The 13,510-nt window shown below is 69.8% G+C and carries 8 protein-coding genes; 7 read left to right on the top strand and 1 reads right to left on the bottom strand.

Annotated elements, in window-relative coordinates:
• Positions 1–223 precede the first annotated feature (223 nt).
• The 4 genes from TsocGM_RS17635 (at position 224) to TsocGM_RS17620 (ending at position 8,774) form a co-directional block, all read left to right on the top strand.
• Positions 224–4,954, top strand: a complete 4,731-nt coding sequence (locus tag TsocGM_RS17635; protein ID WP_126726779.1) for a PAS domain S-box protein — start codon at positions 224–226, stop codon at positions 4,952–4,954.
• Between the two features lie 341 nt (positions 4,955–5,295).
• A complete protein-coding gene (locus TsocGM_RS17630; protein WP_126726778.1) occupies positions 5,296–6,777 on the top strand; it encodes a circularly permuted type 2 ATP-grasp protein in 1,482 nt (493 codons plus the stop codon).
• 1 nt (position 6,778) lies between these two features.
• Positions 6,779–7,744, top strand: a complete 966-nt coding sequence (locus tag TsocGM_RS17625; RefSeq protein WP_126726777.1) for an alpha-E domain-containing protein — start codon at positions 6,779–6,781, stop codon at positions 7,742–7,744.
• Between the two features lie 34 nt (positions 7,745–7,778).
• A complete protein-coding gene (locus TsocGM_RS17620) occupies positions 7,779–8,774 on the top strand; it encodes a transglutaminase family protein (RefSeq protein WP_126726776.1) in 996 nt (331 codons plus the stop codon).
• Between the two features lie 151 nt (positions 8,775–8,925).
• Here TsocGM_RS17620 and TsocGM_RS17615 read toward each other — a convergent pair whose 3' ends face one another.
• Positions 8,926–9,777 (bottom strand): transglutaminase-like domain-containing protein, encoded by an 852-nt coding sequence (locus TsocGM_RS17615; RefSeq protein WP_126726775.1) that lies wholly within the window; start codon positions 9,775–9,777, stop codon positions 8,926–8,928.
• A 172-nt stretch (positions 9,778–9,949) separates the two neighbouring features.
• Here TsocGM_RS17615 and TsocGM_RS17610 point away from each other — a divergent pair, with 172 nt between their 5' ends.
• The 3 genes from TsocGM_RS17610 to TsocGM_RS17600 all read left to right on the top strand — a co-directional run bounded on the left by TsocGM_RS17610 (position 9,950) and on the right by TsocGM_RS17600 (position 13,492).
• Entirely contained in the window at positions 9,950–10,696 is a 747-nt protein-coding gene (locus TsocGM_RS17610) for a peptidase (protein WP_126726774.1), read from the top strand.
• Positions 10,697–10,844: 148 nt separating this feature from the next.
• Positions 10,845–12,536 (top strand): hypothetical protein, encoded by a 1,692-nt coding sequence (locus tag TsocGM_RS17605; RefSeq protein ID WP_126726773.1) that lies wholly within the window; start codon positions 10,845–10,847, stop codon positions 12,534–12,536.
• Positions 12,537–12,637: 101 nt separating this feature from the next.
• Entirely contained in the window at positions 12,638–13,492 is an 855-nt protein-coding gene (locus TsocGM_RS17600) for a S1 family peptidase (RefSeq protein WP_126726772.1), read from the top strand.
• Positions 13,493–13,510 lie beyond the last annotated feature (18 nt).

Below are 13,510 nucleotides of genomic sequence, written 5' to 3'. Positions count from 1 at the left end.
CCTCCGCCCTCGGGTCGCGCCCCGGCCGTATCGTTGAACACGTCGGTCGATCTGTCTGGGTGATGCCGGGGCCCGATCGACGTCGGGATCGGGGACCCATCCCCCGAGAGCTGGCCCGAGCCCTTCGCCGGTCGCCGGGGATGCGGCTTTGGTTCGGGCCGACGGTGCCCCGGAGCCCGGCCGTCGCCCGCTCCCCCCGCCCGGCAATGAGAGGCCCGCTCTGATGCAGCGGCGATCCAGTCCATCACCGTCGGGCGAGAGGGGCCGGGAGGCGCGGTGGTTCCGCATGCTCGCGGAGTCGCTGCCGCTGTTCGCCTGGATCGGCCGCGCCGACGGGGCCTGCGACTACGTCAACCGCCGGTTCCTGGAGTACCTCGGCGAACCGATCGATCGAGTGATCGGGTTCGGATGGCTCGATTCGATCCACCCCGACGACCGTGGTTCCTGCTCCGGGCGCTGGGATGAGGCGATTCGATCCGAGAGCTCGTTCGAGATGGAATGCCGGCTGCGGGCCAGGGACGGGTCGTACCGCCGGTTCCTTGCGAGGGCCGAACTGCTTCGGGACGACGACGAGCGGCCGCTCTGCTGGTTCGGCTCGGCCTTGGATCTCGACGTCCGGATGGGGGGCGCGCTCGCCTTCCCGTATCGGGAGCTCCTCGCCCGCCGAGCGGTGGACGACGTGTTTGAATTCGTGGGGCTGCTGGACCTCGACGGCACGCTGGTCGAGGTCATCGACACGCCCCCCCGGGCCGAGGCCATCGTCGTCGACGAGCTTCGGGGCCGAAAGTTCTGGGACTGCCACTGGTGGGCCGACTCCGCCGAGGAGCGGGGCCGGCTGCGCGAGGCGATCGGCCGAGCCCGGCTCGGCGAGGTGGTGCGCTTCGATGCGCCGGTACGCTCGGCCGAGGGGCAGCCGAAGTGGATCGACGTCCGGATCGCTCCCGTTCGGGACGATGTCGGGCGGATCACGCACCTGGTTTGCTCGGCGATCGATCTGACCCTCAGGAAGGAGGCCGAAAATCGGCTGAAGCGTGGCGAGTCGATACTGCGGAGCTTCTATGAGAGCTCTCCGCTGCAAAAAGGGGTTGTGAAGCTTCCGGACGATAATTCGTCGATCGTTTATCTCTATGCTAATCCAACCGCCGAGCGCTTCCTTGGCCTGCCCCCGGGGGGGATTGAAGGGCGAGAGGCCCGCGAGCTCGGCGTGCCGGGCGAGCTGGTGGCCGAATGGATCGCCCGCTGTCGCGAGAGCCAGCGCCTGGGCTGCCCGGTTCGCTTCGAGTATGAGCACGAAACCCAAAACCGGAAAGCTTGGCTTTCTTGTGTGTTCACTCATGTCGGTGGGGAGACGCCAGGCTGGACGCGGTTCTCCTATGTGGCCGAGGATATCACCGAACGCAAGCGCGTCGAGGAACGGCTTCGGCGCAACCAGGATACCTTCCGCGACCTGATCCAGAACAACCCGTTTGGCGTCTTCGTGGTCGATTCCGATTTCCGGCTCCGACTGGTGAGTCAGGGAGCGCAGGAAGTCTTTCGCGACATCCACCCGGTGATCGGTCGGGATTTCGCCGAGGTGGTCCGCGCCATTTGGCCGGAGCCGTTCGCCTCCGAGGCGATCGGCCGCTTCCGCCACACTCTGGAGACAGGGGAACTGTATCGGGCCCCGAGCATCATCGAACGCCGCCGAGATCTCGACGAAGTGCGGGCTTACGACTGGCGGATCGATCGCATCATCCTCCCTGACGACCGGTTCGGAATCGTCTGCTACTTTTACGACCTGAGCGATCGGATGCGCTGGGAGGCGGCGGTGCGGCAAAGCGAGGCCGCCGCCCGGCTGGCGCTGGATGAACTGGAGGCGACCTACGCCAGCGCCCCGGTCGGGCTCTGCGTGCTCGACCGTGAGCTGCGCTTCGTGCGGATCAACGACCGCCTGGCCGAGCTCAACGGCCGGCCGGCGGCCGAGCACATCGGCCGCACCGTTCGGGAGATGCTGCCCGAGCTGGCCGATCAGGTGGAGCCGGCCCTGCGCCGGGTGCTGGAGACGGGAGAGCCGGTGATCGACCTGGAGCTCTCGGGGCAGACGGCCGCTCGGCCGGGGGAGCATCGGACCTGGTTGGAGAGCTGGCTGCCGCTGCGCGACGCCGCCGGAGAGGTGGCCGGCATCAACATCGTGGCCCAGGAGGTGACCGAGCGCCGGAAGGCCGAGCGGCTGATCCGCTTCCAGGCCCGGCTGCTCGACGCCGTGGAGCAGGCCGTCGTCGCCACCGACGCCGGAGGGCGGATCGTCTACTGGAACCGCTTCGCCGAGTCGCTTTACGGCTGGCCCGCCGCCGAGGTGATCGGCCGTCCGATCCTCGAGGTGGCCCCGCTGCCCGAGGGCCGGGAGACAGTCGCCGGGATCCGGGACGCGACGGCCGCCGGCCGCGGCTGGAGCGGCGAAGTCGAGGCCCGTCGGCGGGACGGCCGCACCTTCCCCGCCTTTGTGACCGGCTCTCCGGTGCTCGACGGCGAGGGGAAGCGTGTGGGGTTTGTTGGTGTTTCCTACGACCTGACCGAGCGGAAGGAGGCTGATCGGGCCTTGCGGGAGAGCGAGCGCCGGTTCCGGATGGTCGCCGATACGGCTCCGGCCATGCTCTGGATGACCGGGCCGGACGGCGATTGTACCTTCCTTTCCCGGGCGTGGACCGAGTTCACCGGGCAGACGGAGAGCCAAGGACTGGGCACCGGATGGCTGGAGATGGTACACCCGGACGACCGCGAACGAACCATCGAGATCTTCCGAGGGGCCAGCGAGCGCGGCGAGCCGTTCTCACTCGACTACCGCCTCTGGCAGCGTGACGGTTCCTACCGCTGGGCGCTTGACTCTGGGCGTCCCCGATTTGACAACGACGGCGCGTTCCTCGGCTACATCGGTTCGGTGATCGATATCTCCGAGCGGAAGCGGGCCGAGGAGGGGCTCCGCGAGCATGCCTCCCGCTTCGAAGCCCTGGCCGAGAACATCCCGCAACTGGCCTGGATGGCCGACCCATCAGGCTCGATTTTCTGGTACAACCGCCGCTGGTACGACTACACCGGTACCACCCTCGAGCAAGTGAGAGGCTGGGGCTGGCAAGTGGTCCACCACCCAGACCACGTCAATCGTGTCGTTGAGAAGATTCGCCGGTGTTTTCAGTCCGGGCAGGTCTGGGAAGACACCTTTCCCCTCCGCGGCAAGGATGGCCGGTATCGCTGGTTCCTCTCCCGGGCGGTGCCGATCCGTGACTCCTCGGGCCGCGTGACCCGATGGTTTGGCACCAACACCGATGTGACCGACCAACGCCGGACCGAGGCCGAGTTGGCCGAGGCAAAGCGGCAGGCTGAGGCTGCCAGCCGAGCCAAGAGCGAATTCCTAGCGAACATGAGCCACGAGATCCGGACGCCGATGACCGCGATTCTCGGCTACGCCGACGTGTTGGCACGCCAAGTGACCGACCCGGACGATTTGCAGTGCATCGAGACGATCCGGCGCAACGGCCAACACCTGATGGAAATCATCAACGACATCTTGGATCTGTCCCGGATCGAGGCCGGAGGGCTGGAGATCGAGCGGCGGAAGTTCGCTCCGGACGCGATCGTGAACGAGGTGATTGCGTTGATGAGCATTCGAGCCTGGGAGAAGGGGCTGCGGCTGGAGGCCCAGTTCCTCGGGCCGATGCCAGAGCAGATCGAGAGCGACCCGACCCGGTTGCGCCAGATCCTAGTCAACCTCATCGGCAATGCGATCAAGTTCACCGAGTCCGGCTCGATCCTGGTCACCTGTCGCCTGGAGCAGGATGCACACGATCCCCGGCTGCGGTTCGAGGTGATCGATACCGGCATCGGGATCGCCTCGGAGCACCTGGGTCGGCTGTTCCGGCCGTTCTCGCAGGCCGATTCGTCAATGACCCGGCTCTACGGCGGATCCGGACTGGGCCTGGCGATCAGCCGGCGTCTGGTCGAGCTGCTGGGGGGCTCGATCGGGGTCGAGAGTGAGCCAGGACGGGGCAGCCGGTTCACCCTTACCATCGCCACCGGGACGCTGGAGGGAGTCGGGCTGGTCCACCGAGACGTGGTCGTTCACTCGGCCGACCGCGCTCACTGCGAAACTGAGCCGCCGTTCCGGATCTCGGGCCGCGTGCTGGTGGTTGATGACCGGGCCGACATCCGGTCACTGGCTCGGATGTTCCTGGAAGGGGCCGGCGCCCGGGTTGAGACGGCCGACGATGGCCTGGCGGCCATCGAGGCCGTCCGGGAGGCCGACCGGGCCGGCTCGCCGTTCGACGTGGTTGTGATGGACATGCAGATGCCCCGGCTGGACGGCTACAGCACCGTCTCCCGGCTGCGGTCGGAGGGCTTCGGGAGGCCGATCGTCGCCCTCACCGCCTCGGCCATGCGAGGCGATCGTGAACGCTGCCTGGAGGCCGGCTGCGACGAGTACCTGCCCAAGCCGATCGACCCCCGCCGGCTGGTCGGCACGGTCGGCCGGCTCTGCCGGGGGGAGGAGCCCCTTCCCGCCGTCCCCGCCGCTCCGGCTGCCTCGTCCGCCCCTGCCGCCTCGGCCTCGGGAGGCTTCCGAATCCTCGTCGTCGACGACTCCGAGGACATCCGCCGGGTGACGGCCCGCCTGCTGTCGTGGTCCGGCCACGAGGTCCGGACGGCCGCCGACGGCCGGACGGCCCTCGAGGTCGCCGCCACGTTCCGCCCCGAGGTGGCGCTGCTCGACCTCGGCCTTCCCGACCTCGACGGCATCGAACTCATCGGGAGGCTCCGATCGTTCGACGGGCTGGAAGGCCTCATCGCCGTCGCCGTCACCGGCCGGGACTCGGCCGAGGATCGGGAGCGTGCCCTCCGGTCGGGGTTCGACCACTTCGTCGTCAAACCCCTCGACGTCGACGCGGTGATCGCCCTGCTGAGGGACGACGGATCGGCCGGCTAAGCCCCCCGCCCCGGGGGGCTGGCCCGGGGATCGGCCGGTCGGGCCCGGGCTTCGCTCCTGCCCGATGGCGCGGCAGAGCGGGGAGACGGTGCCGGCGGTCCGGGCAGGAATCAGGATGGATTGCCTGGGTCTGTTCGTGTAAGTTCTTTTGTTTGTTTGGCTTGTGGTGTTCTCGTTCCGCTGGTGCGCGGATTGCAAGTCCGTCATCGCGTCAGCGACGTCTCCGGCGGGGACTGCTCCCGGGCCGGGCGAGGGGGCGAGGCCCTCGGGGACTGGGGAGGCCCGGTCGGCGGGCCAGCCCGGCGATGATCCCGACACTCGCGACCGACGGGTGGGCCACGATGGCGACGACGCCCCCGCAGACGCGACTCTTCGACCGGTATGCCCTGGCCGGCTACGACGAGATGTTCGCCGGGCCGGGCCAGGTCCGCCCGCACTACCGGGCGCTGCACGACCGCCTGGTGCGGCTCGGCCCCGAGGAGCTGGAGCACCGCCATCGGGCCGCCGACCTGATGATGCGGAACCAGGGGATCACCTTCACCGTCTACGGCCGGGAGCAGGGGGTCGAGCGCATCATCCCCTTCGACCCGGTGCCAAGGCTGATCTCCCCCTCGGAGTGGGATCGGATCGAGCAGGGCCTGATCCAGCGCGTCCGGGCGCTGAACCTGTTCATCCATGACGTCTACCACGAACGGCATATCCTCCGGGACCGGGTGGTGCCGTCGGAGCTGATCCTGGGGGCCTCGGGTTATCGCCGAGAGTGCGTCGGCCTGAGGGTGCCGAGGGACATCTACGTGCACGTCTCGGGGATCGACCTGATCCGGGACGCCGACGGCACGTTCCTGGTGCTGGAGGACAACTGCCGGACCCCCTCGGGGGTCAGCTACGTGCTGAAGAACCGACAGGTGATGAAGCAGCTCTTCCCGCTGCTGTTCGCCGAACACAACATCCGGCCGATCGACGACTACACGACGAACCTGCTCGCCGTGCTCCGGCACATCGGCCCGCCGGGGGTGGATGAGCCGGTGGTGGCCGTGCTGACACCGGGAGTGTACAATTCGGCATACTTCGAGCACAGCTTCCTCGCCCGCCGAATGGGGGTGGAGCTGGTCGAGGGCCGCGACCTGTTCTTCGACAGCGGCCAGCTCTTCATGAGGACCATCCGCGGCCCCCAGCGTGTGGACGTGCTCTACCGGAGGATCGATGACGACTTCCTCGACCCGATGACCTTCCGCCCCGACAGCCAGCTTGGCGTTCCCGGCCTGGTGGCCGCCTACCGGACCGGCCGGCTCGGCCTGGCGAACGCCATCGGTACCGGAGTGGCCGACGACAAGGGGGTGTACCCCTTCGTTCCCGAGATTATCAGGTACTATTTGAAGGAAGACCCGATCCTGCCCAATGTCGAGACCTTCCGGCCCCAGATCCCCGCCCACCGGCAGCACATCCTGGCGAACCTGCACCAACTGGTGGTCAAGGCGGTCGACGCCTCGGGAGGCTACGGAATGCTGATCGGCCCGGCCTCGACGGCCGAGCAGCGTGCGGAGTTCGCCCGCCGGATCGCCGACAACCCGCGCGGCTACATCGCCCAGCCGACGATCACCCTGAGCCAGCACCCGACGCTGGTCGACCACCACCTCGAAGGACGGCACGTCGACCTCCGGCCGTTCGTCCTCTGCGGCGAGACGGTCAAGGTCCTGGCCGGCGGCCTGACTCGGGTGGCCCTGCCGAGGGGGAGCCTGGTGGTCAACAGCTCGCAGGGGGGCGGCACCAAGGATACCTGGGTGCTCCGGGCCGGGCCTCCGAAGCGATCGGAGGCCCCCTGAGATGCTCAGCCGGGTGGCGGAGAACCTGTACTGGATCAGCCGATACGTGGAGCGCGCCGAGAACGTGGCCCGCCTGCTCGACGTCGGCTTTCACCTGGAGCTGGACGCCTCCGGGCTGGACGGCGACGCCCCCGGGGCCGACCCGGCGCCGATCGCCAGCGTGCTCTCGATCCTCGCCTGCCGAGACGCCTTCGAACGCGCCCACGGGCCCGGCCGGCTGGACCGCGAGGCGGTCATGCGGTTCCTGACCTTCGACCGGGGGAACGACCAGTCGATCGTCGCCATGCTGGGACGCGCCCGGGAGAACGCCAGGGCCACCCAGGAGACGATCAGCGCCGAGGCCTGGCACCAGCTCAACCGCCTGCACTTCTACCTCCAGGGCAAGAAGGCCCGCCGTCGGTTCGCCGACAGCCCGCCACGGTTCCTCCAGGGAATCAAACGTGCCTGCATCCTCTTCGACGGCCTGGTCGACGGCACCCTGCCGAGAACTGAGATCTACCACTTCCTCCAGCTCGGCCGGCACCTGGAGCGGGCCAACCAGATCAGCCGGATCCTCAGCGTCAAGCTGCACGGCCTGAGGGAGGGAGGGCCGGTGGTCGAGTCTCCCTTGCGGATCGTCCACTGGTCGAGTCTGCTCTGGAGCTGCGCCGCGTACGAGGCGTACCTGCGCGACTACCACGACCGGGTCGATCCCGAGGGGGTCGTCCGCTACCTGATCCTCGACCCGGAGTTCCCCCGCTCGATCCGATTTTGCGTCTCCCGGTGCCTGGAGTCGCTGCGTGCCATTGCCGCCGGCGACGGCTTCGGCTCGGAGGCCGAGCGCTGCCTCGGCCGGCTGGACAGCGAGCTGCACTACATCGACCCGGCCGAGATCTTCGAGCGCGGCCTCGGCCGCTTCCTCTCCGGCGTCCAGGACGCCTGCAACACCATCGGCGACGAGATCCATCAGGCGTACTTCTTCACCTGATCCCGACCCCTCCCCCGAACCGGGACCGATCGCCATGCTCCTGCGGATCCAGCACGAGACCCGCTTCTCCTACTCGGCGCCAGTGACGGAGACGGTCTTCGAGGTCCGCAAGGCGCCGCAGTCGGACGAGGACCAGACAACCCTCCGCTACCGCCTGCTGACCACTCCTCAGGCGCCCGTCACCTCGTTCCACGACGGCTTCGGCAACCGGGTGGACCTGTTCAACATCGCCAAGCCGTACCGGGAGCTGGTCATCCGGGCGACGAGTTTCGTGAGGACCCACCGCCGACCGGTCACCGACCGGCTCGCCGGGGTGCCCTGGCCGCCGGCCGGCCCGTTCGACGTGGACGCCTCGGAGTACCTGCTACGCAGCCCGCTGGTCGACCCGAGCCCGGCCCTGGACGCCTTCGTCTCACAGCTTCCCCCGCCCTCGGGGCGGGCGATCGACGACCTGGCCGCCCTGATGGCCTCGGTGCGGGGCCGGTTGACGTACGAGAAGCGAGCGACCACCGCCCGCACCGTCCTGAGTGAGGCGCTGGCCGGCGGCAAGGGAGTCTGCCAGGATTTCGCCCACCTGTTCCTCGGCGCCTGCCGGGGGCTGGGGATCCCGGCCCGGTACGTGAGCGGATATGTCAACCACCCCGGCGAGCTCGCCACCCACGCCTGGTGCCAGGCCTGGTGCGGCGAGGGGATCGGTTGGGTCGACGTCGACCCGACCGCCGGCGAGTTCTCGGGGGACGACTACGTGGTCATCGCCATCGGCCGAGATTACTCCGACGTGCCCCCCAATCGGGGCGTCTGGAAGGGAGCGGCCGAGGAGCAGATCGCCGTCTCCGTGGCCGTCGACGCGGTCGACCGCCTGCCGTTCGAGTGGAACGAGTGGGCGTCCCCCGTTCCCGGCGACGGCCAGTCGCAGTACCAGCGGCTCGGCCCCCGGGGCGTCTTGCCGCAACGGCAGGGGCGGGCCGCCTATCCCAACCAGCCGAGGCCAAGAGCGGAGTTGCACCAGCAGCAGAGCCAGCAGCAGTGAGCCCGCCGAGGGGGAAGTCGGCGGGCTGATGATGGATGGCCAGGCATGCGCCGGGACCTCCCTCCCCAGACGCTCCCGATCCCATCGCATCGGTCATTAGCCATCAAGCATCAACCATCCCCGGCGCGAGCCCTCGGGCCGGGAACCTCACTCAGCCTGGGGGCGTCGGCCTCGCCATCGGCAGGCAGAGGGCCTCGGGGCCGACCTCGTCGGTCCAGACGGTGAACCCGGACAGAACGGCGGGGCCGAAGGAGGTGGTCAGGGCGACATCGACCGCGTCCCGGCCGTAGCCCATCACGATGCGGCCGATCCGGGGGGTGTTGTGGCGGGCGTCGAAGCAGTACCAGCGGCCGTCGAGGTAGGCCTCGAACCAGGCGCTGAAGTCCATCGGGTCCGGCGCGGGGGGCACGCCGATGTCGCCGAGGTAGCCGGTGGCGTAGCGGGCCGGGATGTTCAGGCATCGGCAGAAGGTGAGGGCCAGGTGGGCGAAGTCTCGGCAGACGCCGGCACGTTCCTGGAAGGTGTCCCAGGCGGTCTTGGTCGGCCGGGCGTGGTGGTAGCCGAATTCGACGTGCTGGTGGACCCAGTCGCAGACGGCCTGCACCCGACCCCAGCCGGTCGGCGAGGCGCCGAAGAGGCGCCAGGCGTCGTCGGAGAGCCGGTCCACCTCGCAGTAGCGGCTGCCCAGCAGGAAGGGGAGGACCTCCGGCGGCAGGTCGCCGACGGGGACCTGCCTGGCGTCCGGGGAGAGGTCGTCCGGGGTGCCGGGGTCCTCGACGACCAGATCGTCCCAGAGCGTCAGGCGGCCGGCCGGGGCGACCAGCCGGGAGCAGCCGTTCCCGAAGCCGTCGGCGAAGCGCTCGACGGGGATCTCGGGCTCGACGCGAAGCCCGCCGGGCCGGCGGACGGCCGGCTCACGTTCGGGACGGAGGCCGAGGACCAGGAGCATCGGCGTCGGCTCGGGCACGTCGAAAACCAGCTCGAAGCCGGCTCGAATCAGCATGGCGGCTCGCCTCCAGGCGTCGTCCCCCTGGCAGCGGGACCATGAAAAGACGTTATCGTTGAACATTTGCTCTGTCAATGGCCATCCGCCCTCTTGTCCCAGGCTCCGCCGTGTGCTATAGAGCTGAGCGGGCCGGCGGTCGGCGGGGTCGATGCGGGGCGGGGGCGGGGCGATGACGTATTGCCTGGGGATCAAGACGAACGACGGCCTGGTCATGGCCTCGGACAGCCGCACCAACGCCGGCTTCGACCAGGTGAACGTCTGCCGCAAGATGCACACGTTCGAGGCCCCCGGGGAGCGGGTGTTCATCCTGCTGGCCAGCGGCAGCCTGTCCTGCTCGCAGTCGATCGTCACGCTGCTGGAGCGCGACTTCCAGGAGGGCCGCGGCCTGGCCGCCGCCGAGACCTTCTACGACGCCGCCCGAGCCGTCGGCGAGCAGGTCCGCCGCGTCGCCGACCTCGATCGGGCCGCCCTGGAACGCGACGACTACCGCTTCAACGTCCACCTGATCCTCGGCGGCCAGATCCGGGGCCAGCCGCACGACCTCTACCTGATCTACCCCCAGGGCAACCCCCTGCGCGCCAGCGAGGATTCCCCCTTCCTCCAGATCGGCGAGTGCAAGTACGGCCGGCCGATCCTCGATCGCGGCATCCGCCACGACCGCACCACGCTGCAGGACGCGGCGCGGTACGCCCTGATCTCGATCGACTCGACCATGCGGTCGAACGTCACCGTCGGGCCGCCGATCGACCTGCTCGTCTACGCCGACGGCGAGCTGCGCGTCTCCCGCTATCGCCGGTTCGCCGCCAAGGACCCCGACCTGCTCGCCATCCACACCCAGTGGGAGCAGGCCCTGCGCAAGGCCGTGCAGGAGGTGCCCGAGATCGACTTCGATCCCCCGCCGTCGTCGGACGGCTGAGGCGGGCCGGCAGCACCCGGTTCGGTTCCCCGGTCCCGGATCGCTGGGGATCTGCTATCCTGGCTGATCGCCGGAGCGGCCCCCTTCCGGGAGCGGAGGGGGTGACTCGGACGCCCGGATCGGCCCCACGGAAGGAGCGCCCTCGACGATGCGGCTCGGCGATTCGACCGGCGAGCGCCCCTCCCCGGCACTCGGGATCCGCTCGGGAGTCGTGACGCTGGCCCTGGCCCTGGCACCGGCGGTCTCGGCCATCTGGGCGGTCCCGTGCTTCGTCACCCAGGACGGCCCGGCGCACGTCTACAACGCGCACATCCTGCTCGAATCGCTGCGGCTGGGCCCCGACTCGCCGTTTGCCAGCGTCTTCGAGCCGAACTGGCGGCCGCTGCCCAACCTGGGCGGGCACCTCGCCCTGATGGGGATGCTCTCCGTGCTTCCTCCCCGGGCGGCCGACCGCGCGATGACGACGATCTCGCTGGCCGGCTTCGCCTTCGCGATCCTCTGGCTGCGGTGGCGAGTGGCGGGTCCCCGGGGGCTCGAGGCGTCGGCGGTGCTGGCGGCGTTGCTGGCGATCAACATGCCCTGGCTGATGGGGTTCTCGAACTTCCTGCTGGGGGCGTCGCTGGCGGTCGTCACCTGGGGGGTCTGGTGGGGAGGCCGCGACCGGCTCGGGCCGGGTCGGGCGGGGGCGATTGGCGCCTTGCTGGTGCTCGGCTACCTCGGGCACCTCGTGAGCCTGGGCCTGGCGGTCGCCGGGCTGGTCGTGCTGGCGGTGTCGGCCCCGGCCCCGGCCGCCGGGGGGCGGTCGGGATTCCGGAGGAGGCTCGGCTGGACGCTGCTCTCCTGCGCTCCGGTCGTGCCGATGGCCGTCCTGTACAAGGCCCTGACCGCCGAGGGCGGCGCGTTCGAGCCGACCTGGGAGCAGTCGGGGTCGTGGCTCTCTCCGGTGTTGTGGGCCCGTCGCGTCTCCTGGATCGACCCGATCGCGCTCGGCCGGCGCGACATCGCCCCGGTGTGGTCGGGGATGGACGGCCCGTGGTGCCTTGCGCTGGCGCCGAGCCTCTGGCTGGGGCTCGGCCTGCTCGCGGCGATCGGGAAGACGTGGGGGCGGCCCCGATCGGGGGCGTTCCCCTCCCGCCGGGCCTGGACCGCTCTGGCGATCCTCTTGCTGGTCGGCTCGGCGGCCGGGCCGGACGGCTTCGGCGAGGCGCACGGCTACTACCTGGCGCAGCGCGTCGCCCTGCTCGGCCTGGCCGCGCTGGTGCCGGCGCTGGATTGGGGGGAGGGAGCCGTGTCGGGGAGGCTGGCCGCGGGGCTGATCGGCGCGGCCCTGGCGTTGCAATCGGCCTTTGTGTGGGACTTCGCCCTGGAGTCGAATTGCCGGGCGGGAGCCCTGCTGGCGTCGGCTCCGGCGGTCGGCCGGGGGGAGCGGGTCGGGACGCTGCTGGTCGACATCCGGGGCCGATATCGGTCGAACCCGCTGCTGCACGCCGATTGCCTGCTGGGGGTCGGGTCGGGGAACGTCGTCTGGAGCAACTACGAGCCCCGGCATTACTACTTCCCCGTCCAGCTCCTCCCCGACCTGGACGCCCCGCCGTCCCAGGAGTTCGAGGACGTGGCCCTGTCGGGCGATCCCTCGGATCGCCGACGGCGCTGGGAGGGGTTGATCGGCCGGTACGGCGGGGGTATGGACGTCGTTCTCTGCTGGGGGCTCGACCCGGGGCTGGAGCCGATCACCGCCGGTTGGGCGGGCTCGGGGCCGGTGTTCTCCTCAGGGAAGGTGCGGGTCTATCGGCGATCGGCAGTCGCCGGGATCACGAGGGGGGCGCCGAGGAGGCGGTGATGCCGTTTTCCCTCGCCGAGGCGGAGGGGTTCGCCGATCGGGAACTCGCGACGTAGAATGGAGCGGCCAACGCTCGACCCGACGGCCCCGGGAGAAGCCGCATGGGAGCGAGAACGCGAACGATTCGGGCCGTCATCGCTCCCCTCCTGGTGGTCCTGGTGCCCTGGGGGATGGGAGTGGGGCCGACCGGGGCGTCGGGGCAGGAGGCGTCTCGGCGGTTCTCGGCGCGGTCGGCCACACCGTCGGACCTGCCGAGACCGATCGACGACCTGACGATCCGGCCGACGGTGATGGTCCGCAAGGGGACCGCCCGGGGGAGCGGCACGATCATCGGGTCGACGAAGGGCCGATCGCTAATCCTGACGGCGGCTCACGTGATCGACGGCCCGGGGGAGCTCCAGATCGAGCTGCACCGGTACAACCTCGGGATCGAGGGGAGGAAACTCGGCGGCAACTGGCCGAAGGTGGTGCCGGCTCGCGCCGTGGCGGCCGACCCGGAGGCCGATGTGGCCGTGCTGCTGGTGGAAGGGCTCGCGAAGCTGCCCTACGTCGCCAGCATCGACACAGGGATCGACCGGCCGCCGACGGAAGGAGCGGCGGTGGTGTCGGTGGGGATCGACCATGCCAGCGACCTGAACAGCTGGGAATCGCGAGTCCGAGGGACTGCCTGGCTTTCCCGCACCGCCGCCTCCCCGGAGGGGGATGGCCCCGATCCGGGGCCTCGGGGGAAGGGCGGAACTCCCCGCCTGTTCCTGATCACCGAGCATCCGCCGATCAAGGGCCGATCCGGCGGCGGGCTCTTCTCGAGCGAAGGCAAGCTGCTGGGCCTCTGCGTCGGCCGGATCGAGATCAAGCAGGCCGGCGGGGAGGAGGCCGCCATCGGCCTCTTTGCCTCGGGGCCGAGCATTCTCAAGGTGCTGGAGCAACTGGAAACCGACGACTCGGCACCGAAATGATTTGCTGATCCCGCTTCC

The organism is Tautonia sociabilis (assembly GCF_003977685.1).
Classification (GTDB): domain Bacteria; phylum Planctomycetota; class Planctomycetia; order Isosphaerales; family Isosphaeraceae; genus Tautonia; species Tautonia sociabilis.
This window is presented reverse-complemented; position numbering and strand designations above follow the sequence as displayed.

Bases quoted from the DNA above. Each gene is read 5' to 3' on its own strand.
- TsocGM_RS17625 (WP_126726777.1), top strand. From the start codon at position 6,779: ATGCTCAGCCGGGTGGCGGAGAACCTGTACTGGATCAGCCGATACGTG.
- TsocGM_RS17600 (WP_126726772.1), top strand. From the start codon at position 12,638: ATGGGAGCGAGAACGCGAACGATTCGGGCCGTCATCGCTCCCCTCCTG.
- TsocGM_RS17605 (WP_126726773.1), top strand. From the start codon at position 10,845: ATGCGGCTCGGCGATTCGACCGGCGAGCGCCCCTCCCCGGCACTCGGG.
- TsocGM_RS17620 (WP_126726776.1), top strand. From the start codon at position 7,779: ATGCTCCTGCGGATCCAGCACGAGACCCGCTTCTCCTACTCGGCGCCA.
- TsocGM_RS17610 (WP_126726774.1), top strand. From the start codon at position 9,950: ATGACGTATTGCCTGGGGATCAAGACGAACGACGGCCTGGTCATGGCC.
- TsocGM_RS17635 (WP_126726779.1), top strand. From the start codon at position 224: ATGCAGCGGCGATCCAGTCCATCACCGTCGGGCGAGAGGGGCCGGGAG.
- TsocGM_RS17615 (WP_126726775.1), bottom strand. From the start codon at position 9,777: ATGCTGATTCGAGCCGGCTTCGAGCTGGTTTTCGACGTGCCCGAGCCG.
- TsocGM_RS17630 (WP_126726778.1), top strand. From the start codon at position 5,296: ATGGCGACGACGCCCCCGCAGACGCGACTCTTCGACCGGTATGCCCTG.